General features: G+C 61.2%; 13 protein-coding genes, 1 rRNA gene and 1 pseudogene. 11 read left to right on the plus strand and 4 right to left on the minus strand.

Going from position 1 to position 24,227, the window contains the following annotated elements:
* Both K5E37_RS28445 and K5E37_RS28450 read left to right on the plus strand, forming a co-directional pair.
* Positions 1-5,885, plus strand: a pseudogene (locus K5E37_RS28445) (LapA family giant adhesin); the annotation flags it as partial.
* A 147-nt stretch (positions 5,886-6,032) separates the two neighbouring features.
* Positions 6,033-6,371 (plus strand): hypothetical protein, encoded by a 339-nt coding sequence (locus K5E37_RS28450; RefSeq protein ID WP_007960236.1) that lies wholly within the window; start codon positions 6,033-6,035, stop codon positions 6,369-6,371.
* A gap of 157 nt (positions 6,372-6,528) precedes the next feature.
* Here the strand turns inward: K5E37_RS28450 and lapD are convergent, their stop codons facing one another.
* Both lapD and lapG read right to left on the minus strand, forming a co-directional pair.
* Positions 6,529-8,475, minus strand: a complete 1,947-nt coding sequence (gene lapD / locus K5E37_RS28455) for a cyclic di-GMP receptor LapD (protein WP_221535745.1) — start codon at positions 8,473-8,475, stop codon at positions 6,529-6,531.
* Positions 8,476-8,489: 14 nt separating this feature from the next.
* On the minus strand, positions 8,490-9,182 hold the full coding sequence (lapG, locus tag K5E37_RS28460) for a cysteine protease LapG (protein WP_007960234.1): 693 nt from the start codon (positions 9,180-9,182) through the stop codon (positions 8,490-8,492).
* A 193-nt stretch (positions 9,183-9,375) separates the two neighbouring features.
* Here lapG and K5E37_RS28465 point away from each other — a divergent pair, with 193 nt between their 5' ends.
* The 5 genes from K5E37_RS28465 (at position 9,376) to K5E37_RS28485 (ending at position 16,435) form a co-directional block, all read left to right on the plus strand.
* Positions 9,376-10,086, plus strand: coding sequence for a GntR family transcriptional regulator (locus K5E37_RS28465; protein WP_221535746.1), 711 nt, complete (start codon positions 9,376-9,378; stop codon positions 10,084-10,086).
* 755 nt (positions 10,087-10,841) lie between these two features.
* On the plus strand, positions 10,842-11,615 hold the full coding sequence (locus tag K5E37_RS28470; RefSeq protein WP_085608527.1) for a DUF3050 domain-containing protein: 774 nt from the start codon (positions 10,842-10,844) through the stop codon (positions 11,613-11,615).
* Positions 11,612-12,541 carry a diiron oxygenase gene (locus K5E37_RS28475; protein WP_221535747.1) on the plus strand — a complete coding sequence of 310 codons (930 nt, stop codon included), beginning with the start codon at positions 11,612-11,614 and terminating at the stop codon, positions 12,539-12,541. Before K5E37_RS28470 ends, K5E37_RS28475 begins: the two co-directional genes overlap by 4 nt.
* A gap of 13 nt (positions 12,542-12,554) precedes the next feature.
* A complete protein-coding gene (locus K5E37_RS28480; RefSeq protein WP_221535748.1) occupies positions 12,555-15,944 on the plus strand; it encodes an amino acid adenylation domain-containing protein in 3,390 nt (1,129 codons plus the stop codon).
* Positions 15,945-15,967: 23 nt separating this feature from the next.
* Entirely contained in the window at positions 15,968-16,435 is a 468-nt protein-coding gene (locus tag K5E37_RS28485) for an SRPBCC family protein (RefSeq protein ID WP_085748542.1), read from the plus strand.
* Positions 16,436-16,494: 59 nt separating this feature from the next.
* On the opposite strand, the gene K5E37_RS28490 is transcribed toward K5E37_RS28485, so the two are convergent.
* On the minus strand, positions 16,495-18,375 hold the full coding sequence (locus K5E37_RS28490; protein ID WP_221535749.1) for a methyl-accepting chemotaxis protein: 1,881 nt from the start codon (positions 18,373-18,375) through the stop codon (positions 16,495-16,497).
* Positions 18,376-18,686: 311 nt separating this feature from the next.
* Between K5E37_RS28490 and K5E37_RS28495 the strand changes: the two genes are divergently transcribed.
* From K5E37_RS28495 to K5E37_RS28510, 4 genes are all read left to right on the plus strand, one after another.
* The gene (locus tag K5E37_RS28495) at positions 18,687-19,187 is read left to right on the plus strand and encodes a sigma-70 family RNA polymerase sigma factor (RefSeq protein WP_221535750.1); all 501 of its coding nucleotides are present in this window, start codon (positions 18,687-18,689) and stop codon (positions 19,185-19,187) included.
* Positions 19,187-20,188, plus strand: a complete 1,002-nt coding sequence (locus K5E37_RS28500) for a FecR domain-containing protein (RefSeq protein ID WP_221535751.1) — start codon at positions 19,187-19,189, stop codon at positions 20,186-20,188. The genes K5E37_RS28495 and K5E37_RS28500 overlap by 1 nt, the downstream gene beginning before the upstream one ends.
* A gap of 87 nt (positions 20,189-20,275) precedes the next feature.
* Entirely contained in the window at positions 20,276-22,777 is a 2,502-nt protein-coding gene (locus K5E37_RS28505; RefSeq protein WP_221535752.1) for a TonB-dependent siderophore receptor, read from the plus strand.
* Positions 22,778-22,853: 76 nt separating this feature from the next.
* A complete protein-coding gene (locus K5E37_RS28510; protein WP_221535753.1) occupies positions 22,854-24,032 on the plus strand; it encodes a PepSY domain-containing protein in 1,179 nt (392 codons plus the stop codon).
* A gap of 73 nt (positions 24,033-24,105) precedes the next feature.
* On the opposite strand, the gene rrf is transcribed toward K5E37_RS28510, so the two are convergent.
* A 5S ribosomal RNA gene (gene rrf, locus K5E37_RS28515) occupies positions 24,106-24,221 on the minus strand.
* Between the last annotated feature and the right edge of the window lie 6 nt (positions 24,222-24,227).

Below are 24,227 nucleotides of genomic sequence, written 5' to 3' on the forward strand. Positions count from 1 at the left end.
GTGGTGGTAACTACGAAAATCTGGTGGCTGATAAAACCCCGGTTTCGACCACCGTCACCGACACCGTCGACACCACCAACCTGTCGCTCAGCGCGACTGGCACCGTGGCAGAAGGTGGTTCGATCACCTACACCGCAACCCTGACCAACGCCGCTGGCTCGCCAGTGACCGTGACCTTGTCGAACGGCGCCGTGATCACCATCGAAGCCGGCAAAACCACCGGCACCGTGACCGTTCCTGCGCCAGCCGATGACGTCTACAAGGACGCCGGCAACGTACAGGCAACGATCACCAACGCCAGCGGTGGCAGCTTCGAGAACCTGGTCACCAGCACCACACCAGCGGTGACCAGCGTCACCGACACCATCGACACCACCACCGTGAAGCTGACCGCGACCGCGACAGCTGCTGAAGGTGGCACCGTCACCTACACCGCTACCGTGGGGGCGCCGGTGACTGGCTCGCCAGTGACCGTAAACCTGTCCAACGGCCAGTCGATCACTATCGAAGTGGGTAAAACCACCGGCACCGTCACCACCACCGCGCCTAACGACGTGTTGAATGGTCATGCGCCACTGACCAACGCGATCACCAACGTCAGCGGCGGTAACTACGAGAATCTGGTGGCCGACAAGACCCCGGTCAGCACCACCGTGACCGACACCGTCGACACCACCAACCTGTCCCTCAGCGCCACCAATTCGGTCGCCGAGGGCGGTTCGATCGTTTACACCGCGACCTTGACCAACGCTGCGGGCACCCCGGTGACCGTGACCTTGAGCAACGGCGCCGTGATCACCATCGAAGCCGGCAAAACCACGGGCACCGTGACCGTCGCAGCACCAGCCGACGACGTCTACAAAGACGCCGGCAACGTGCAGGCCACCATCACCAACGCCACCGGTGGCAACTTCGAGAATCTGGTCACCAGCACCACACCAGCAGTGACCAGCGTCACCGACACCATCGACACCACCACCGTGAAGCTGACCGCGACCACGACGGCGGCCGAAGGTGGCACCGTCACCTACACCGCCACCGTCGGTGCGCCGGTGACTGGCTCGCCTGTGACCGTGAATCTGTCGAACGGTCAGTCGATCACCATCGAAGTGGGTAAAACCACCGGCACCGTGACCACCACCGCGCCGAACGACGCGTTGACCGGCCACACGCCGCTGACCAACTCGATCACCAACGTTTCTGGCGGCAACTACGAAAACCTCGTAGCCGACAAGACGCCGGTCTCGACCACCGTCACCGACACCATCGACACCACCAACCTGACGCTCAGCGCGACCGGCACCGTGGCCGAGGGTGGTTCGATCACTTACACCGCGACACTGACCAACGCTGCGGGCACTCCGGTGACCGTGACCTTGAGCAACGGCGCCGTGATCACCATCGAAGCGGGCAAAACCACTGGCACCGTGACCGTTCCTGCACCAGCCGACGACGTCTACAAGGACGCCGGCAACGTGCAGGCCACGATCACCAACGCCAGCGGTGGTAATTTCGAGAACCTGGTCACCAGCACCACGCCAGCGGTGACCAGCGTCACCGACACCATCGACACCACCACCGTGAAACTGACCGCGACCACGACGGCAGCTGAAGGTGGAACCGTCACCTACACCGCTACCGTGGGTGCGCCGGTGACTGGCTCGCCGGTAACCGTGAATCTGGCCAACGGTCAGTCGATTACCATCGAAGTGGGTAAAACCACCGGCACCGTGACCACCACCGCGCCGAACGACGCGCTGACCGGCCACGCGCCGCTGACCAACTCGATCACCAACGTTTCTGGCGGCAACTACGAGAATCTGGTGGCTGATAAGACTCCAGTCAGCACCACCGTCACCGACACCATCGACACCACCAACCTGTCGCTCAGCGCGACCGGCACCGTGGCTGAAGGTGGTTCGATCACTTACACCGCAACCCTGACCAACGCCGCTGGTTCACCAGTGACCGTGACCCTGAGCAACGGCTCGGTGATCACCATCGAAGCGGGCAAGACCACCGGCACCGTGACCGTTCCTGCGCCAGCCGACGACGTCTACAAGGACGCCGGCAACGTGCAGGCCACGATCACCAACGCCACCGGCGGCAATTTCGAAAACCTGGTGACCAGCAACACACCAGCCGTGACCAGCGTCACCGATACCATCGACACCACCACCGTCAGCATCACCGGCAGCACCTCGGTGACCGAAGGCCAGACCGCCAGCTACACCGTCAGCCTGACCCACCCGGCGCAGACCGAAGTGACCCTGAAAATCGTCTACAGCGGCACCGCCGCCGACGGTTCGGACTTCACCGGCGTGTACACCGTGAAGATCCCGGCCGGTGCCAGCAGCGCGCAGTTCAACGTTGCGACCATCGACGACAAGATCACCGAAGGCACCGAAAACTTCGTGGTCAAGATCGACTCGGCCACCGGCGGCAACTTCGAAAACCTGGCGGTCAGCAGCACCAATGGCAGCGTCAGCACCTCGATCATCGACAACGATGCACCGCCGGTCATCGACCTCGACGCCAACAACTCCAGCGGTGCAACGGGTGCCGACTACAAGGTGACCTTCACCGAGAACACCCCGGGCGCAGGCGTATCAATTGCCGACACCGATATCAAGATCACCGACCCGGACAGCACCATGCTGACCGGCGCCACCGTCGTGCTGACCAACCGTCAGGACGGCGATGCGCTGAACCTGGGCAACAGCGTCAACGGCATCACCATCAATGCCAACAGCACCAACGGCACCGTCACCCTGACCCTGTCCGGCAACGCAACGCTCGCCGACTACATGCAGGCCATCAAGAACATCAGCTTCACCAACAGCAGTGAAGACCCGAGCACCGTGCCGCGGATCATCACCGTGACCGTGACCGATGGCGGCAACTACTCCAACACTGCGACCACCACGGTCAACGTGGTGGCAGTCAACGATGCGCCGGTCGCTGCACCGGTTAACGTCACCGGCACCGAAGACACCCCGCTGGTTCTCGGCTGGTCGACCTTCGGCGTCAGCGACGTCGACAGCCCGGCCAGCAGCCTGGGCGTGAAAATCACCCAGCTGCCGGGCGAAGGCAAACTGCAGTACCTGGACGGCTCGACCTGGAAAGACGTCGCCACCAACCAGACCTTCAGCAAGGCCGATATCGACGCCGGCAAGCTGCGCTTCCTGCCGGATGCCAACGAGTCGGGCGTGAACGGTTACGGCGGCACCGGCCTGGGCAACAACCAGGCTGACTACGCGCAGATCAAGTTCCAGCCAACCGACGGCCAGTTGCTGGGCAACACCGGCACCGTGAAGATCGACATCACGCCGGTGGCGGATGCACCGACCCTGTCGGTCGCCGACAACAGCGTGAAGTCCACCGGGCTGATCAAGGAAGTCTGGACCGGTCTGTCGGGCCTGGGCACCGACGGCAGCGGCGCGAATTCGACCACCCTGAAAAACGTGATCGACGGCGCGGGCAAGCCGAACACCAGCGGCACCGTGAACAACGTGCAGTCCGACGGCAGCGTGACCGCCGGTACTGCGTCGAAAACCTCGGGCCTGATCTATCTGGAAGCCGGCAAGACCTACACCTTCAGCGGTACCGGTGACGACAGCCTGCTGGTGACCATCGGCGGCAAGAACGTGGCGTCCACGACGTGGGGCGCGGGCGGCAACCTCAACGGTTCGTTCACCCCGACCACCAGCGGTTACTACACCCTGGACATTTACCACCACAACCAGAGCGGCCCGGGCAGCTACGACGTCAACCTGTCGGTCAACGGCAGCACGCCGATCGACCTGAGCAGTGCCGGCGTGCCGATCTACACCGGCGTGCAGGATCTGGTGAATGCCGGCGTGACCGTCTCCGATCTGCACGGCAACAACGGCGAAGGCTATTACGACGGCTACAAACTCAACACCGGCGCCGAAGGCACCACGGTGAAACTGTCGTCGATCAGCACCGCGCTGACCGACACCGACGGCTCGGAAACCCTGAGCATCAAGATCAGCGGCGCACCGGTCGGTTCGGTGCTCAGCGACGGCGCAGGCCACAGCTTCACCGTGACCGCCACCAGCGGCGACGCCAACGTCACCGGCTGGAACCTCGGCACCCTAACCGTGACCCCGCCGACCTACTACAACGGCCAGTTCAACCTGACCGTGACCTCGACTTCCACCGAGGCCGTGGGCGGCTCGGCCAGCACCACCGCGACCATTCCGGTCACCGTGGTGCCGGCGGTCTACAACTCGATTGTCGCCACCTCGGCCGACGATACCGTCACCGGCACCGACGGCAACGACATCATCGTCGCCGACATCGGCGGCCTGACCGTGGTGCCGGGCACCAACTACAACATCGCGTTCATGGTCGACAGCTCGGGCAGTATGAGCGCCTCGTCGATCAACGCCGCCAAGGACTCGCTGACGTCGGTGTTCAATACCCTCAAGCAGAGCCTGGGCAGCAACTCCGGCACGGTGAACATCTTCCTGGTGGACTTCGATACCCAGGTCAACAAGTCGGTGTCGGTGAACCTCAACGACCCGAACGCGCTGACCTTGCTCAAGGCCGTGCTGGACTCGATGTCGTCCGGCGGCGGCACCAACTACGAAGACGTGTTCAAGACCACCGCCAACTGGTTCCAGAGTGCCGAGGCCGTGGCCAATACCGGGGCGAAGAACCTTACGTACTTCATCACCGACGGCCAGCCGACCTACTACCAGAGCAACGAGGCGACCAACCCGACGCTGTACGGCAACAAAACCCTCGATAGCCTGATCACGACCAGCAACTATCAATTGGGCAAAGCCATCAGCCTGTACCCGGACAGCACGCACCAGATCGACATCAGTGCCTCGGGCTACGTGACGGTCTGGACCAAGTCCGGCGGCAGCTGGTCGTACCAGAACTTCGGCACCCTGCATGCCCAGGGCGACGGTACTTACGAGTTCTCAAGCCTGGCAGGTTCGGGCAACAGTACCGGCTCGACCACCACCGACAACTCCACCAGCAGCTTCGCACTGCTGGACAAACTGTCGACCGTCGAGGCCATCGGCATCAACAACGGCGTCAGCCTCAACGACCTGAAGCCGTATGACTCGGACCACGCGCCGCAGACCAACATCGATCCGAAGGACCTGGCCAACTCGATCATCGGCCACACCGAAGCGACGATGCCGGGCAACGACACCGTCAGCGGTGGCGACGGCAACGACATCCTGTTCGGCGACCTGGTGAGCTTCAACGGCATTGCCGGCGAGGGTTATCAGGCGATGCAGGCGTTCGTGGCCAAGGAAACCGGGGTCGACGTCAGTAAAGTCACCACCAGCAACGTGCACCAGTACATCACCGAGCACTATCAGGCGTTTGATGTGTCTGGTGCCCACGATGGCAACGACACACTGCTGGGCGGCGCGGGCAACGACATCCTGTTCGGCTCGGGCGGCAACGACCTGCTCGACGGCGGCAAGGGCAATGACATCCTGCTCGGCGGTACCGGCAACGACACGCTGATCGGTGGTCAGGGCAACGACATCCTGATCGGTGGTTCGGGTGCCGACACCTTCGTCTGGAAAGCGGGCGACACCGGCAACGACGTGATCAAGGACTTCAAGGCCAGCGAAGGCGACCGCATCGACCTGCGCGACCTATTGCAGGGCGAGACCGGCAGCACCATCGACAACTTCCTGAAGATCACCACGGTCGACGGCGTGTCGTCGCTGCAAGTCAGCTCGGGCGGCAAGTTCAACTCGGGCGATGCCGCAGCCGCCACACCGGACGTGACGATCAAGCTGGAAGGCAACAACTGGTCCACGGCCAACATTCACAACCTGATTGCCGGCAGCGATCCGACCATCAAGGTCGACCACAACAACAGCTGATGCGTGAACAACGGCCGCCCCACTTGGGGCGGCCGTCACGTTTGCGGTGCTTGAACCGGTGACGATTGCGTCGGCGCACCGCATACTCGCGCGCAGTTGGCTATGCTGCTGACAGCATGACGCTGGTCCATTTCCGAGGGATGCTCAATGTTTTACGTGCAACGCGATGCGCAGGGTCAGTTGATTCGCGTGGAAGCTGCGGCCTACGCCGAGGCCACGGAAACGCTGCCGGCCGACCACCACGAAATCCAGGCCTGGTACGCCAACGAGGCCGTGGAGAACAGCCTCAAACAGCTCAAGCAGAGCGACCTGGAAATGATCCGGGTACTCGACGACCTGATTCAGGTGCTGACCAGCAAAGGCGTGATCCGCGTCACCGACCTGCCGCCGGCAGCCCAGGCCAAGTTGATGGACCGGACCCAGGCGCGGGAAGCGCTGGGCGGGTTGAGTCAGTTGATTGATGAGGATGAGGGCGGGTTGATCTGATCCGTTTGAAGTCGAGTTGATCGTTCCCACGCTCCGCGTGGGAATGCATCAAGGGACGCTCCGCGTTCCAGTCACACCATCGGCATTGCGTCGGACACCGTTGTGACGCGGAGCGTCACGGGCGGCATTCCCACGCAGAGCGTGGGAACGATCAGGCTCACCGCCAAGGCTTGGGCTCACCGAAGAGCTGCCCCTGCACCCCATACAACCCCATCTCGCGAATCACCGACAATTCCCCTTCCGTCTCGACCCGCTCGGCAATCAACGGCAGATCGATGCTGTGCGCCGCGCGCTGGATCGCTTCGATGAACAGGCGCTTGTCGCTTTCCTGATCGATCGCCCGGATGTAGCTGCCATCGATCTTCAGGTACGCCAGCCCCAGCCGCGCCAGGTTGCCGATCATGCTGAAGCGTCCGCCGAAGCGCTGCAGGCTCAGGGAGAAACCGAGTTCGCGCAGGCGCCGGGTCAGCTGTTCCAGCACCGCTTGCTCCGGCAATTGTTCCTCGCCGATTTCCAGGGTCAGGCGCGCACCGAGGTTGGAATGCGCCCGCAGGATCTCGAACACTTTGTTCAACGCCTGCGGATCGGCCAGGGTCGCCGACGACAGATTCAGCGCCAGGGATTCTTCATGACCGGCCATTTGCTCCAGCACCCGCTCGAGCATCAACCGGTCCAGTCGCGCGGTCCAGCCGAAGCGCTCCAGCCACGGCAGGAAGCGTCCGGCGGGAATGGTCTGGCCCTGCTCGTCAAGCAAGCGCGACAGCACTTTGTAATGCAGCACCAGTTGCGTGTCCTGCGCCGCCACTACCGGCTGGAAGAACAGCTCGAAGCGCCGCTGATTCAGCGCCTGATCGAGCAAACGGTGCCAGGCGTGGTGATCGTCACCGACGTCCGCCACCAGGCTCTGATCGAGGCACGCCCAGTTCTGATCGCCCTGCCCTTCGGCCTGGGCCAATGCCTGATCGCCGAGGCTGAGGACCGCTTGCGGCGAATCGCCGTGAGCGAACGGCGCCAGGCCGATGGAGGCCACGGCGGCCACGTCGGTGGCGCCCGTTGCGTGCAAGCTGCTCAGCGCACTGTCGAGGCTCTGCGCCAGTTGCAACGCTTCTTCTCGGGTCAGCCCCGGCGCCAGCACGGCGAATTCACCACCACGAATCCGAGTGACGAGGTTCTGGGTTTCCGGGTATTTGGCACACTCGCGGGACAGTTGCTCGCCAACCGCTTTCAACAATTCATCGGTGCGCTGACCGCCAAGGCGCTGGTTCAGCCCAGCCAGATCCTTGACCCGCAACAGCAGCAGATAACCGGAACTCGCCTGCTCCGGGTTGCTCACCCGCGCATTCAACTGCATCTCGAAATAACGCCGGTTGGCCAGCCCCGTAAGGTTGTCCTGATAGGACTCGGTGCGCAGTTTTTCACTGCGCTCGGCCTGTTCCTGAAACAGTGCCTTGAGCTTCTCGACCATCTGGTTCATCGCCAGCACTACGCGCCGCAATTCAGGCGTGCGCGGTAGGTCCGGCAGACTCAGGAACTCACGACGAGCGATGGCGTGGGATTGCTTGACCATGTAATCCAGCGGCTTCAATTGCCGACGCAGCAACAACGCGCCGAGCACCGCACTCACCGCACCACAGACCAGCAACCAGCCCAGGCTGCCGAGTGCGCTCTGCCAGAGTTTGGCCAGGGCGAACATCGGGTGGCTGACCACCTCGACCCGCGCCGCCTGCTCCCAGCCACGGCTGACCAGCGCATCGCCACCGGCCGGCTCCAGGCCGATCAGTTTGACGAACCAGTCCGGCACGTTGGTGACCGCCGGAATGCCATTGCGCTCGACGATGGTCTGGTCGGTCTTCAGGTCGACCACGCGGATGCTCGAGTAATAACCGCTGTCGAAGATCGAACTGACCAGCAGCTCGACCATCGCCGGGTCATCGATGTTCGGCGTCAACGACAGCGCCAGCGCCGTGGCCGCATCCTGGGCGTGGGAGCGCAACTGGTTGACGTACTGGGTGCGCGAGCTCTCCAGACTGACCATGAAGCTGCCGGTGAAGGCGACCACCAGGAACAGACAGATAGCGATCAACAGCTGTTTGAACAAAGACATCTGAGCGCGTGCTCCTAGTTAGTCGTCTCGACCGGAAATCCTTCGGCCTGCATTTTCTTCAACACATCCTGCCAGCGTGACAGGCGTTTGGTGTCACCGACCTTCTTGTTGCCCTTGGCGCCCGGCAGGTACAACCCTTCGGCATTGAAAGAGTAGACCGGCAGCAAATCGGTTCGCTCGGCGGCCGGCTTGATCGGGTCGATCAGGCTGTCGAGCACCAGCGGCATGGCGTCAGGGCTGGAATAGTAAGTCAGGACCATGTGCGCGCGGTTCTGGCGCAGGGCCTTTACGTAGGTGATACGCAACTTGTCACTGGCCACACCGAGGTGGCGCAGGCTGAAATACTTGGCGATCGCGTAGTCTTCGCAGTCGCCGGCGCCTTTCCACAAGGCTTCGATGGGGGTTTCCCAATAATCGACCTCGTGCCACAGATCGATGTCTTCGACGTAGCGCATCTGTTTGTTGAAAAACAGGTTCACCACTTTGAGCTTTTCCATCTCGCTGACCTGCTTCTGCGTGGCCAGCAGATTCTGCCAGGCATCGATCCGCTGTTGCCCCGCGCCCAACGGCCCGTACAGTGCCGTGGCCTTGCGGCTGATCGCGGAAAAATCCCAATCGGCATGCAGGCCGCCCAGCATGATGCCGGCCAGCAGCAGCGCGCAGGCAAGCCAGCGCGCAATCCGTGGGATTGCGAAACGTACCGCCAATGCAAGGCATCCAGGGCAGAGAGGAAAGCGCTTGATGGTGAAGGTTAGCCCAGCAAAAAACAATGGCACCCTGAGATCATCGCTGGCGCGCTAAACTTCAGATGTGACAGGGTTCTTCTACACGGTTTGACAACCTGTAGAGCAATCACTAGTGTCCTTTGGATCCAAATCCGCAGTCATAGGGTGTGCAGTTGTGACCCAGAAGCCCAAGCCACTCCACAGCATCAAAGTCGACGGCCCGATTCCCGCGCATCTGGCGCGCTCGGTCATCGAAGAAACCCTGCGCGCCGCGATTCTCGACGGGCGCCTGCCCTGCGGCACCGCCGTGCGCCAGCAGGATCTGGCCGACCTGTTCGGTGTCAGCCGCATGCCGGTGCGCGAAGCCTTGCGTCAGCTCGAGGCCCAGGGCCTGCTCAGCGTGATTGCCCACAAGGGCGCCGTGGTGGCGCCGCTGATTCAGGGCGATGCAACGCAAACCTATGAGCTGCGCATCCTGCTGGAGTCAGAAGCGCTGCGCCAGTCGATCCCGCTGCTGACCCCGGCCGATCACGAACGCGCGGCCGGCTACATCGAAGAGCTGGAAATCGAACACGACTACACCGAAATCGGTCGGCTCAACCGTCTGTTTCACATGGCGCTCTACAGCAAGGCGCCCAATGGCCGGCTGTTGCGGCTGGTGGAAGACGGCCTGAATGAAGAAGAACGCTTCCTGCGCTTCAACCTCGAGGCCATGGGCCTGGGCAAGCTCTCCCAGGACGATCACCGTGCGTTGTTGCAGGCCGTGAAAGAGCGTGACACCCCGCACGCCGTGACACTGCTGGAGCAGCACCTCAATCGCGGTGTCGAGGTGATCACCCGTTACCTCGCCAGCTCCGCCGGCCAAAGCCGCAAAGCGGCGCGCTGAATCCTCCCTCCCGGGTGAGCCTCCACTCACCCGGCGAATAACCCGCTTACAAATCCCCCCACCGGTCACGGTCATTTGCCGTGGCACATCGACGCCTGCGCTCTAACCTCCCCCCTGCTTTGAACAGCCCGGAATTTGCACCGCAAGGAAGTCATTTTCGACGATAGCCGCGGCGCCGATTTACGCGCACCCTTGAAACGCCAACCCAATATAGAACGGGGACGCGCCGCCCCGGCAGCAGTCCCCGCACCAGGAACCTACGGAAGGAGCCTTGTCACGGGAACAGGAAGAAACGGCGCCGTTACAGCCCGACTTCATCCCCTCATATTCATTCAATTACTCAATTGGAAAGTTGCTTCGAGTGAGGCATTCACTCTTGTCGTTCAATTTTGGCCATTAAACGCCGAAAGGAGCAACTACGCCCAAATAAAACTTAACTTATAAGTTTTATCAGACCCACTCACACTTCAAAAAACAGCCAACTAAAAATAATTAAAAATAAACTTGTTAAGTTGTTTTGCGATGTATTAGTTTTTCTTCGCCGAGTTTGGATCCGAAATGACAAACCCGGCACAACCTTGCAGTACGGCCTCGATTGCGACGGTTTGACCGTCCGCTGCTGTCTCGGGCCCTTCAGACATTGCCTGCTTTCATCGAAACCGAATGAGGCTGTCGTTCGCCTGGAGAAACTTGTTCAGCGTTATTAGCGATTGATTGAGCAATCCCTATTCCCTATTAGCCAGAGTCTCGCAACCATGCCAACTAAAGAGCAACTTACACTAAAGAAAGCCGAACTCAGCGTTCATCCGATCTTCTCCGAAATCGATTCTTTGGCGACATTGCGCCGTTTCATGGAGTCCCATGTATTTGCCGTCTGGGACTTCATGTCGCTGACCAAGCGCCTGCAGCAGGAACTGACTTGCACGCGTCTGCCGTGGTTGCCGCCACGGGATCCGCACGCGGCACGACTGATCAACGAAATCGTGCTCGGGGAAGAATCGGACGACCGGCTGTCACACGGGCATTACAGTCACTTCGAACTGTACCTCGATGCGATGCGCGAAGTCGGTGCGGACACGACAGCGGTGGAGCGCTTCGTGACGCTGCAGCAGGAAGGCGTGAGTTACGACGTCGCCCTGCAAAGCGTCGAGGTCGATCCGGCGGCTGCGCGGTTCGTCCGTGACACGCTGCACACCGCACTGAATGCACCCGGTCACAGCGTTGCCGCCGCCTTCCTGCATGGTCGCGAGAGCGTGATCCCGACCATGTTCCAGCGCATGCTCGATGCGTGGGGCATTGGCGTCGAACAGGCGCCGACCTTCCGTTACTACCTGGAGCGACACATCGAAGTCGACTCCGAAGACCACGGCCCCGCCGCAGAACAACTGCTGGACCGGCTGGTGGACGGCGATCCGCAGCGCGAAGCCGAGGTCTACGCCAGTGCCATCGCCGCCGTGGAAAGCCGCATCGCCCTGTGGGACGGTCTGCGCCTGAGCATGCGCGAACCGCTGGCGGAGGTGGCCCAATGAACGCCGCCGACTACCAGTCTTTCGCCGATGCCTGGGAAAGCCGCGCGACCATCCGCACCCGGCCGCGCCGCGTGCTGGAAGATGACGCGCGGCTGATCTATCCGCTCAGCCGCCAGCCGTTGGTGCTCAGCGAAACCTTCCTGCGCGAATGCCCGGAACAGCGTGATTTCGCCCTGGTGCAGACGCTGTACAAATTCATCAACGACGTGGTGATTTTCGAAACCGAGATCGTCGACAAGACCGCGCGCAGCATCGCCAAGAACCGCTTCGCCGTGGCCTTCCCGTTCGCCTGTCGCTACGACGCCATGACCGTGGTCGTGGACGAGGATTACCACGCGCTGGTGGCGATGGATTTCATGCAACAGACGGTGGCCATGACCGGCATCGAGCCGATCGAGTTGCCGAACGAAATCGAACTGAGCCGGGCGATTCCGGCCGCCGTCGAACTGGCCCCGCAACACTTGCGCAGCGCCGTGGAACTGATCTGCGTAGCCATCGCCGAAAACACCGTGACCGGCGATGTCGCAGCATTTGCACGGGACGACACGGTCAAGCCGTCGATCAAGGGGCTGATGGCCGATCACTTGCTCGACGAGGGCCGGCACTCGAGTTTCTGGGCGCGGATGGTGCGCATCTACTGGCACACCGCGAGTGATGCAGATCGCGAATGCATCGCGCAGATCCTGCCGGTGTTCATCGGCCATTACCTGACCAACGACATACAGAAGTCCTTCGACCTGCGCCTGATCGACGCCTTGCCGGTCAACGACGCAACCCGCCGCGCCCTGAAAGACGAGATGGCCGGGCTGGCCTTCCCGATCAATCGCCACCACCCGCTGGTGGGCAACATCGTGCGGTTTTTCCACAACAGCTCGCTGCTCGACACACCGTGCGTGCAGCACGCCCTGCGCGACTACCTGGTTTGACAAGGAGGCTGACATGAGACGTCTCGACATTTTGCTGAGGGGCCGCAGCCAGGCCTTGACCGACCTAGCGCAGGAGCTCGAACAACACGGTCATTCATTGCTGACAGGGACTGCTCCGTCGGTGGATCTGGTGATCGATGACGGCAGTCTTGCGCCGCAGGATCACGGCACGACACCGCACCTGACTTTACGCCTGGGTATCGGTGCAACGGGCGCCGGCGGTTTGCCGGTGCTTGATCTGCTGTGCCTCTGCAACTCGACGCTGCTGAGCCGCGTGCCGATCGCCGACGAACCGTCCGGCAACGGTCAGGCCCTGCGCCAGCGAACACTGGCGCAGGTGGTGGACGAAGTGGCGCTGCTGGCCAGCCGTTTTTCCCGCGATGCCGAGTATTTCCAGCATGCGACGACGGCCCGTGCGCCGGACTTCGAACAGGTGGAAAACCTGTTGTTTCTCGACAGCCTGGCCTACGTCCATCGCCTCAATGCCACGGCCAATCCGGGGTTGCTGCAACAGGCACAGATCCCGGTGATCGAGCGGCTGCAACGAAGTCTGATCGAGCACGCGGAGCGCCCTGCGCTGCACCTCGCCGAGCAGTCGATCAGCTATCGCCAGTTGCATGATCACAGCCGTGCAATCCAGCAACGCTTGCTGGCAATGCTGGAGACACAACCGCAACCATGGGTGGTGGGGATTTGCCTGCCGAAATGCGATGCGCTGTTTGCTTCGATTCTGGCCATTCTCGGCAGCGGCGCGGTGTATCTGCCGCTGGAACCGAGCCATCCGCTTCAGCGCCAGCAGTACATTCTGGAAAACGCCGGGGCGGTGCTGTTGCTGCACGACGGCGAACACCCGCTGAGCGGTTCGATGCCAGGGCTGGATGTCTGTCGCATCAACCGCACCGACGCCGATCTGTCGCAACCGTTGATGCGTCGTCGGCCCGAGCTCGATGCGCCGTGCATGGCGCTCTACACCTCGGGTACTACCGGGCATCCGAAAGGAGTGCTGCTGAGTCAGGCGAACCTCGCGCACTTCACCGCGTGGTACGCCGACTATGTGCAGTTGCGCGCCGAGAGCCGGGTGTTGCAGTTCTCATCGCTGAGCTTCGACTCGTCGCTGATCGACATCTTCCCGACCTTGCTCGAAGGCGCGGAACTGGTGGTGCCCGACGACAACCAGCGGCGTGATCCGCTGCAACTGGTGGCGCTGATTCGCCGTCGGCAACTGACTCACGCGTTCCTGCCGCCGGCGCTGTTGAGCATCCTGCCGCTGGAGCAACTGCAAAGCGTCGGGCAAATCATGACCGGCGGCGACGTCTGCGAGCCGTTCGTGATCGAGCAGCTGACGCGCCAAGGCAAGCTGCATAACCTCTACGGCCCGACCGAAGCCACGGTGCTGATCACCGCGCGACAACTGCAACCGGGCGACAGCAATCGCACCCTCGGCGGGCCGATTGCCAACAGTCAGGTACTGATCCTCGACGACGATTTGCAACCGGTGCCGGAGCAAACCGTGGGCGAGCTGTTCATCGTCGGCCCCGGCGTTTGCCTGGGTTACCTGAAAAATCCGCAGCAGACGGCGGAGCGCTATCTGGATCTGGAGTTGCCGGACGGTCAGCGTCTGCGCGCCTACCGCAGCGGCGACATGGCCAAGTGGGGCGAGGATGGCATCGAACTGTGCGGACGCCGCGACAATCAGGTGAAGATCCGCGGCTTCCGGGTCGAGCCGGAAGAGATCGAGCGGTGCCTGCGCGAGAGTCAGCTGTATCGGCAAATCGCCGTGGTGATCGACAGTCAGCGACGGATTCTGGCGTTCCTCGCCCAGCCGCAATCGGATGCCGCGCGCGAGTCTTTGAAAGCTCACGCGCAGCAGTTTTTACCCGACTACATGCAACCGGTGGCGTGGACGGAACTGCCGAATATGCCGTTCGCCGCCAATGGCAAAGTCGATCGCAAGGCCTTGCTGGAGCTGCCGGTGAGCGTGCAGGACAGCGGCCCGAAATGCCTGCCGGCCAACGCCGACGAAGCGCTGCTGCTGGAGATCTGGGGCGAGTTGCTGGAGCTGCCGACCAGCGACATTTCCACCGATGAAAGTTTCTTCAATCTCGGCGGTCATTCGATTCTGCTGTCACGCATGCTCCTGCGTCTGCGGGAGGAATTCGGCCGCAGCATTTCGATCAACCGCTTCATTGAACTGCCGACCATCACCAAGCTCGCCACCCTGGTACGCGGCACCGATGACAGTGCGGTGCTCAGCGCCCAGGCGATGGCCGACGCCGAGCGAGCGCTGGAAATCGAGCCGCTGCCGATCAGCCGCATGGGCGATGTGCACAAGGTGATCGTCACCGGCGCCAACAGTTTTGTCGGTGTGCACATCGTCGAGGCGCTGCTGGGGTGGGGCGCCAGCGAAGTGGCATGTCTGGTGCGCGACGGCGGCGGGCAAACGGCGGCGCAGCGCTTTGCCCAGTCGTTGCGAGAGAACCGCCTGGAGCATCTGGACCTGAGTCGGGTGCGGGTCTATTCGGCGGACATCACCCGGCCGCAACTGGGCCTGGCCAATGAGGATTTCGAGCGACTGGATCGCGAGTTCGGCGCGCTGGTGCACAACGCGGCCAACGTCAATCACGTGCTCGACTACGAGTCGCTGGCAGCGGACAACGTCGAGCCGATTTTCGAACTGCTGCGGCTGTGCGAAGGGCGCAGCAAGAAGGTGTTCAATTTCGTCTCGACACTGTCGGCCTCCAGCACCGTCGACGACGCAGGCCGGGTGCTGGAACTGCCGGCCGCACCGACGCCGCCGATCTACATCCGCAACGGCTACAACCTGTCGAAATGGGTCGGCGAACGCATCCTCGAACGGGCGCGGGAGCGTGGGGTGCGGGTCAATCTTTATCGGCCCGGAAACATCAGTTTCAACAGCCTCAGCGGTGTCTGTCAGCCGCACAAGAACCGTTTGATGCTGATGCTCAAGGGCTCGATCCAGCTCGGTCAGGTGCCGGCCTTCGCACTGAATTTCGACCTGATGCCGGTGGATTTCCTCGCCCGTTTCATCGCCTTCCACGCCAGCCGTTATTCGGCCGAACGAGCGGTGTTCAACCTGCACAACCCGGAGCCCCTGAGCTGGGACGCCTATGTCGCGTCGTTCCGCGAAACCGGCAGCGAGTTCTCGCTGGTCAGCGTCGCCGACTGGCAACAGCAACTGGGCCGGGTAGATGCCGACAACGCGCTGTTCGGCGTACTCGGTTTCTACCTCAACGGCTTCGAGGAAGACATCGGCGACATCTCCCTGATCGGCCACGCCAACGCCCAGGCCGGCGTGCAGCAGATGGGCGCGCACTACCCGGAAAAATCCCCGGCGCTGCTGCGTCGCGGCTGCGACTACCTGAAAGAAATCAACTTCATCTGACTCATCAACCAAGGAGCAACACCATGAGCAATCTTCAACCCGACACCCTGATCAAAAACCCTCACGGCTGCCACGTCGTGTCTTCGGTGGAAGTGCCGGTGGACGCCAAACAGGTATGGGCGGTGGTCGGCAAATTCGACGGCTTCGATCGTTTCATTCCGGCCCTGTCGCACATCGAAATGACCGGCGAAGGCGTGTCTTCGCTGCGCAAGAAGTTCTTCAAGGATGGCAACGTGGTGGTCGAGCAACTCAACTCCCGGGACGACCAGGCGCTGAGCATGACCTGGACCACGATCTACAACACGCTGGGCGTGGCCAATCTGTGGGCGGCGATGAATGTGGAATCGCTGGGCGCAGGCAAGTCGCGGGCGACCTGGACGATCATCGCCGAGCCGGCAAGCGGCGGTCCTGAGGCGCTGCCGGGGTTCAAGGATTTCGTGCAGGGGTTCGCCGATGATGCGATGGGCAATGTGCTGAAGCTGTTTGTGTAAGGCATGAAAAAGCCCGCTGCGGATCACTCCGCAGCGGGCTGTTTTTTGACCGCAAGCAATCAGATCTTGAAGCTGTCCACCAGCTGTTTCAAACGGTTGGCCTGCTGCGACAACGCATCGCAATCCTTCAACGTTTCATTGAGGTTGGCCACGCTCTGCTGGTTCAGCAGGTTGATCTGGTTGACGTCGACGTTGAGGGTTTCCACCACGGCGGTCTGCTCTTCGGTAGCCGCGGCCACCGACTGGTTCATGCCGTCGATTTCGCCGATGCGCTGGGTCACGCTGACCAGACGCAGACCGGCCTGGTTCGCCACTTCAACGCTCTCTTCGCTGGACGCCTGACTGGCGTTCATGGTGGTCACCGCTTCACGGGAGCCGACCTGCAGCGAGGTGATCATCTTGTGGATTTCTTCCGCCGATTCCTGGGTGCGGTGAGCGAGGTTACGCACCTCGTCCGCCACCACCGCAAAACCGCGTCCGGCTTCACCGGCACGGGCCGCTTCGATGGCCGCGTTGAGCGCCAGCAGGTTGGTCTGTTGGGAGATGCCTTTGATCACATCGAGAATGTGGCCGATGTTATCGGTGCTCGCATTCAGGGTTTCGATCTGGGTGCACGACAGGCTGATCTTCTGCGACAGCTCGGTCATCGCCTGAATCGTCTGCTCTACCACCTGACGACCATCATCAGCCTGCTCGCTCGCGCCGCTGGCGTGTTGCGAAGCATCGGCGGCGTTGCGGGCGATTTCCTGGGTGGCGGCACCCAATTGATTGATCGCGGCGGCCACGCTGTTGGTGCGTGCGCTTTGCTCGTCGGAGCCGATGATCGAGGCGTTGGACGATGCCATCACCCGTTGCGACAGGTCGTGTACGTGGCGAGTCGCGGAAGACACTTCGGAGATCGAAGCGTGAATCCGCTCTACGAACTGGTTGAACGAACTGCCCAGCTCACCGAACTCGTCTTTGCTTTCCACTACCAGACGACGGGTCAGGTCACCTTCACCCTGAGCGATGTCCTGCATCGCACGGCCCATGGTGATCAGCGGACGCATCAGTACGGTGATCAGCAGGCTCAGGAAGACTGCAATCGCGCCCACCGCGACGAACATCGCAATCACTGCCGAGGTACGGAACTGGCTGAGTGCGGCGTAGGCCTTGTCGCGGTCGATCGACAGACCGATGTACCACTCGGCATTCGGCAGACCGGTGACCGGGGTGAACGACAGGATGCGTTCCTGGCCGTTGAGCACTACGTTCTGGTTGCCCTTCTCGATGCGCACACCGGTGTTCGGGTAGATGTCCTTGAGGTTCTTCATGACCTGGTCTTTATCCGGGCTGACGATCACCTGACCGTCACCGCTGACCAGGAACGCGTGGCCCAGGCCACCGAAGTCCACCGAGTTGATGATCTTCACCAGGGTTTCCAGGCTCAGGTCACCACCCACCACACCGAGCAGCTCGCCGTTCTTTTTCACCGGCATGGCGATGGTCACCACCAGACCGCCAACGGCGGCCATGTATGGCGGGGTCAGCATGGTCTGGTCAGCGGCCACGGCCTGCTTGTACCACGGGCGCTGACGCGGGTCGTAGCCGTCCGGCATCTTCGCGTCCGGGCGCTGGGTGAACACACCGTTGGCCTGGCCGACGTAGGTGAACTGGAAGTTCGAGGTGAAGGCCGGTTGATCGACCAGGCCCGGGAAGTCGGCATTCTTGCCTTGATGGGCGACGTTCTGCGCGAGGTTTTCCAGTACCAGAATCCGCCCGCTCATCCAGTTCTGCACACTGCTGGCGGTCAGGTCACCGGCCTGCTGGACCGAGGACTGTAGGTTCTGGCGAATGGTGTTTCGCTGCAGATAGTCGTTGTACAAAGTGAACAGCGCGAACGCCAGGACCACGACGCCCGAGGCGGCCAGCAGGATTTTATGGCTGAACTTGAGATTCATTTCATGGGACTTCTTATGCGAAAAGTGGGGATGCGTTCCGGATGCAACATTCCATGTACAGCGCAGGCAGCGTTCTGAGGGCTGCTCTACTTTGGTGCACGCATGTCTCACCAGTCTGTCGGCACGCTTTGGAGAAAACTTAGGGCTTTGCAGGAAATGGACGGCATTTCTGCCAGATTCCCGCCGAACGGCGTGCCAGAGCGTTCGCCTGTCATTTTTTGATGACTGTTTTGCAGCGCCGGTTGCAAATTCTGTAACCCTTGATGACAATGCGACTAATTATCATTTGTGACGTTCGGGCTGTCGCGTTCATGTCCTCTCCTGAGTTTGCAGTACAGGCGCTTTACAGTAGTCATCACGGCTGGCTCAACGGCTGGTTGCGCGCGCGGCTGGGCAATGCCGCCGATGCGGCGGATCTGGCCCAGGACACGTTCGTGCGTTTGCTGCAACGCACCGAGCGTCTGGAACTCAAGGCACCTCGCGCATTCTTGCGCACGGTTGCTCGGGGTTTGTTGATCGATCATTGGCGCCGTGAAGAAATTGAACGCGCCTATCTGGAAACCATCGCCCATTTGCCTGAAGCCGAAACCCCGAGTGCCGAATCCCGCGCATTGGTGATCGAACTGCTCGAAAGCATTGCCCGCATGCTTGAAGGCTTGAAGCCGAAAGTGCGTCAGGCATTTCTGCTGGCGCAGTGCGAAGGTTTGACCCACAAGCAGATCGCCGAGCAAATGGGCCTGTCCTTGCGCTCGGTGGAACGCTACGTCGCCGATGCGCTGTATCACTGCTACGTGCTGCGGTACGAAAACTGATGCCGGTGGATAACCTCTCGCTTGGCCGACGCGCCGAGCCACCGCAACAAGTCGTCCGACAGGCCATTCACTGGCTCCTGCGCCTGCGCAACAACCATGGCAATCCGCGCCTGAATCGCCAGTGCGAACAATGGCGCGCTGAACACCATGATCACGAACTGGCCTGGCAACGGGTGCAGTCACTGCAGGCCGAACTGACCCACAATCTGCGCGCCGTGCCCGCTGCGCAGGTGGCGTTCAACACGCTGGAAAACAGTGCGCAGGGGTTGGGTCGACGTCAGGCGTTGAAGCTGTTGTCCGGCGCGCTGCTGATGGGCTCCGCAGGATGGCTGGCCAGCGACACTTCCGCCTGGCAACAGTGGAGCGCCGACTACGCCACCGCCACCGGCGAGCGCCGTGGCTTCCAGTTGCCGGACGGCACACGGATCGAACTCAACACTGCCAGCAGCGTGGATCTCGATTACACCGCGCAGCAACGACTGATCAAACTGACCCGTGGCGAAATCATCGTCACCTGTGGCGGTGCCGATGAAGGTGCGTCCTTTGACCGACCACTGCGGGTGCAGAGTCGTCATGGCAGTTACGAGCCGTTCAAGGCGCGATTCATTCTGCGCCAGGAAGATGGATGCACGCGCCTGAGCGTCACCAGTGGCCGGGTCGCGATTCACTCCGCCGGCAACTCGACGGAAGCAATCGCCGGTCAGAGCTACTTGATCGATCACCATCAAATTCGCCCGGCGCCGCCGCTGGACATGGACGCCGGTGCCTGGGTCGACGGGCTGATCGTGACTCGCAACATGCGGCTGGGCGACTTTCTCAGCGAAGTCGGCCGGTATCGTCAGGGATTTCTGAGCTGTGCGTCGGACATTGCGGATTTGCGCCTGTCCGGCGTGTTCCGTCTTGAGGACACCGACAAGCTGCTGGCGATCCTGCCGCAGACCCTGCCGGTGCAATTGCGCTACCGCACCCGTTGGTGGGTGACGCTGGAGTCTGTGGCCTGAAATTATTTTGGCGGGGTTTCGTGGCAAGTCCGGCTTAGTCAGTAAGCACTTCAACTCAGCCTTCGCGACTGCCTACGGAAACCTACAATGACTGCACGCGTTACCTGTAAGAACCCTCTGAATTTCTCTGCCGAATCGGGCCTGTTGCGCCACGCCGTTCGGGCGGCGCTGTTTTCTACCGCCCTGGGTGTTGGCGTGTTGCCGAACCTGAGCGTCGCGGCCAATGCCAGCGAGGTCAGCAGCCACCGCTACAACATCGCCGCAGGGCCATTGGGCGATGCGCTCAACCAGTTCGCACGCCAGGCGGGCATCACGTTGTCGATGACGCCGCAGCAAACCCAAGGCCGGCAGTCACCGGGTGTACAGGGTGAGTATTCGACCGATCAGGCCTTGAGCCACTTGCTCGGCGGATCAGGTCTGGAGGCGGTCAGCCAGGACGGCAGCAGCTATGTGTTGCGCTCCGTCGCAGAAACCGAAGCACTGGCCCTGCCGACCACCGACATCAAAGGCTTCGCCCTCGGCAACGCGCTGGGCAGCATGGACGGCTACAACGCGACGCACAGCCAGATCGCCACCAAGACCAGTACCGCGCTGCTGGAAACTTCGCAAAGCGTGTCCGTGGTTACCCGTGAGCAAATGGACGACCAGGGCTCGCAAACCGTGTCCCAGGCCATGCGTTACACCCCCGGTGTGCTGACCAACCCTTACGGCGCCACGCACCGTTACGACTATGTGGCGATGCGCGGCTTCAACGACGGTTCGGTGGACAACATCTACCTCGACGGCCTCAAGTCGATGGGCGACAGCGGCACCTACAGCACTATGCAGGTGGACCCATATTTCCTTGAGCGTGTCGATATTCTGAAGGGCCCTTCGTCGGTGCTCTACGGCCGTAGCTCGCCGGGCGGTCTGGTGGCACTGACCAGCAAGAAACCGCTGTACGAGGCCTATCATCAGGTACAGGCCACCGTCGGCACTCAGGGCCAGCGCGGTGTCGGTTTTGACTTCAGCGGACCGGTCGATGACGACAAGCGTATCGCCTATCGTCTGATCGGTTTGACGGATCAGTCCGACACGCAATTCGACCACAACAAGGAAAAGCGCTTCGCCCTCGCACCAACCGTCAGCATCGATTTCAGCGAGGACACCTCGCTGACGCTGCAAGCGTATCTGCAACATGACCCGGATGGCGGCTACCACGGTGGCGTGCCGGCCGACGGCACGATTCATCAGCGCAACGGCAATCGCATCTCGCCGCACTTCTTCGAAGGCGAGCCGGGTATCGACGGTTACTCCCGTGATCAGCAGTCGTTCGGTTATCAGTTCGAACACCGCTTCAACGACGTCTTCACCGCGCGGCAGAACTTCCGTTACCTCGACTCCAAAGTGAACATGGATCAGGTGTACGCCTATGGCTGGACGTCACCGACCAGCAATGAGCTCAATCGCTACTACACCGGCGGTGACGAGCGTCTGCACGCGTTTATCGTCGACAACATGCTCCAGGCTGAATTCTTCACCGGCGCGACCAAGCACACGGTGCTGATGGGGGCGGATTACCAGCGACGCAAAACCGTGGTTGACTGGACCAGTGGTGGCCTGGCGCCAATCAATGCGTTCAACCCGGTGTATGGCAATTCGGCTATTACGCCATACGGCGAGACCAGCTATCTGCGGCGCCTGGAGCAGACCGGCGTATACCTGCAAGACCTGATCGAGATGGACAAGTGGCGCTTTTCGCTGGGACTGCGCCAGGACTGGGTGGAAACCTCCGACGAAAACCGTATCGCCGAAGCGGGCCGTCCGGTCGGCACCGAGATCAACGATCGACGCACCAAGCTCACCGGTCGTGCCGGCGCGCTGTATCTGTTCGATAACGGCCTCGCGCCGTACGTCAGCTATTCCGAGTCGTTCAACCCGAATTCCTACGCGGACAGCGCCGGCAATCCGCTCGCACCGACCGATGGAACGCAGTGGGAAATGGGCCTGAAGTATCAGCCGCCAGGTACCGACAATCTGTTCACCGCCTCGTTGTTCCGCATCGATCAGGAGAACCTGGCAACCAAACTGCCGCAGGAAAACTTCTATCGCGCTGTAGGCGCTGTCCGCTCTCAGGGTCTGGAACTGGAAGCGCACATGCAGTTGACCGACAACCTGAAAGTGCTCGGCAGCTACACCTTCACCGACATTGAATACTCGAAGTCGATGACCAGCACCTTGAGCACACCGACCAATGTGATCGAGAACAAAGGCAATTCGCCAACTCAGGCACCGCGACATATGGCGTCCTTGTGGGCCGACTACAAGTTCGACAGCGCGGCACTCGATGGTCTGCGACTGGGCGGCGGTGTGCGTTATGTCGGCTATAGCTGGGCGGATGCAGAGAACACCATGAAGGTGCCGTCCTACACATTGTTCGACGCATCGATTGGCTATGACCTCGGCAAGGTCGGTCTGAAGGGTGTCGACGTACGCCTGAATGCAAACAATCTGACCAACGAATCCTACGTGGCCTCCTGCGCCAGTCTGGACTTCTGCTACATGGGCGAAGAGCGCAACGTCGCCGCGACGGTCAGTTACCAGTTCTAAGCCTTTGTCTTGTGCATAAAAAAGCCAGCCCCTGATTTCAGGGGCTGGCTTTGTGGTATCTGTGGGGGAAATTTTCATGCGTTCGTTTCTGGTTTTATTGCACCGGTATATCGGGTTGGCCACGGCGGTTTTTCTGCTGCTGGCCGGGATCACGGGCAGCATTCTGGCGTTCAACCATGAGCTGGATGAGTGGTTGAATCCGGAGTTTTACGCGGCTTCGGCCGAGGGGGAGCGTCTGCCGCCAGGTGGGCTGGTTGATGCGGTGCAATCGGCCCATCCGAAGTTGCAGGTCTGGTACATGGAGTACCCGAATGAGGCAGGCCACACGGCATTGCTGGCGGCGGTTCCGCGAAATGATCCGGCGACGGGTGAACCCTTCAAAGAACGCAATGAAGTGTTCTACCTCGACCCGGTCAGCGGAGAGCAAAAAGGTCAGCGTTACTGGGGCGAGTGCTGTTTCCAGCGTGAGAACTTCGTTCCGTTCATTCTCGAGTTTCACTACAACCTGACACTGCCCGGTAACTGGGGTTTGCTGTTGATGGGGTTGGTGGCCATCGCCTGGGTAATCGATTGCTTCATCGCCCTCTGGCTGACGTTACCGCGGGGTAAACCGTTCTGGAAGAAGTGGTCGAAGGCCTGGAAGATCAAGGGCGGGCATGCCTATCGACTCAACTTCGATCTGCATCGGGCAGGGGGCTTGTGGCTGTGGTTGTTGTTGCTGCCGATAGCCGTCAGCAGCGTGGCGATGAACCTGCCGAGCCAGGTCTTCAAACCCGCGGTGTCGCTGTTTTCTCCGATTGAACCGAGCGTGTATGAGGCTCGAGGGCGGATGCCTGCCGAAGAGCTGGGGATCACCCGATTGAGTTATCAACAAGCATACGAAAGGGCACAGCAGGAGGGGAAAAGGTTGGGGCTGACAGCGGCGATCGGCGAGTTGTATTACAGCTTTGAATACAACTTCTACGGTGCGGGGTTTGGACAGCATGACACCGAGGCCCACGGTAAATCCTGGTTGTTCTTCCACGGTACTGACGGACGATTACTGGGGCAGGAGATCGCAGGAAAAGGGACGTTGGGAGAGCGGTTTTATCGGTTGCAGTTGCCGATACACGGGGGACGGATCATAGGCTTCACCGGACAAGTGATGATCGCGGTATTGGGTGTTCTGATTGCGGGATTGTCGGGGACTGGCGTCTACATCTGGTGGCGCAAATGGCAGGCTCGTCGGAGCAGCAAGGCACGCAGAGCGGTTTGAAAATCGGATTTTTGTGGGTACTGAAACGACAAAACCCCTGTCTGCGTTAGCAGACAGGGGTTTCGGAATTCAATCTTGACGATGACCTACTCTCACATGGGGAAACCCCACACTACCATCGGCGATGCATCGTTTCACTTCTGAGTTCGGGATGGGATCAGGTGGTTCCAACGCTCTATGGTCGTCAAGAAATTC

This window comes from Pseudomonas sp. RIT778 (genome assembly GCF_019718735.1).
Lineage (GTDB): Bacteria > Pseudomonadota > Gammaproteobacteria > Pseudomonadales > Pseudomonadaceae > Aquipseudomonas > Aquipseudomonas aphyarum.

Excerpts from the sequence above, each read along its gene's own strand:
- K5E37_RS28490 (WP_221535749.1), bottom strand. The coding sequence starts at position 18,375 with ATGAATCTCAAGTTCAGCCATAAAATCCTGCTGGCCGCCTCGGGCGTC.
- K5E37_RS28500 (WP_221535751.1), top strand. The coding sequence starts at position 19,187 with ATGCCGGTGGATAACCTCTCGCTTGGCCGACGCGCCGAGCCACCGCAA.
- K5E37_RS28480 (WP_221535748.1), top strand. The coding sequence starts at position 12,555 with ATGAGACGTCTCGACATTTTGCTGAGGGGCCGCAGCCAGGCCTTGACC.
- K5E37_RS28505 (WP_221535752.1), top strand. The coding sequence starts at position 20,276 with ATGACTGCACGCGTTACCTGTAAGAACCCTCTGAATTTCTCTGCCGAA.
- K5E37_RS28450 (WP_007960236.1), top strand. The coding sequence starts at position 6,033 with ATGTTTTACGTGCAACGCGATGCGCAGGGTCAGTTGATTCGCGTGGAA.
- K5E37_RS28495 (WP_221535750.1), top strand. The coding sequence starts at position 18,687 with ATGTCCTCTCCTGAGTTTGCAGTACAGGCGCTTTACAGTAGTCATCAC.
- K5E37_RS28485 (WP_085748542.1), top strand. The coding sequence starts at position 15,968 with ATGAGCAATCTTCAACCCGACACCCTGATCAAAAACCCTCACGGCTGC.
- K5E37_RS28470 (WP_085608527.1), top strand. The coding sequence starts at position 10,842 with ATGCCAACTAAAGAGCAACTTACACTAAAGAAAGCCGAACTCAGCGTT.
- K5E37_RS28510 (WP_221535753.1), top strand. The coding sequence starts at position 22,854 with ATGCGTTCGTTTCTGGTTTTATTGCACCGGTATATCGGGTTGGCCACG.
- K5E37_RS28475 (WP_221535747.1), top strand. The coding sequence starts at position 11,612 with ATGAACGCCGCCGACTACCAGTCTTTCGCCGATGCCTGGGAAAGCCGC.
- lapD (WP_221535745.1), bottom strand. The coding sequence starts at position 8,475 with ATGTCTTTGTTCAAACAGCTGTTGATCGCTATCTGTCTGTTCCTGGTG.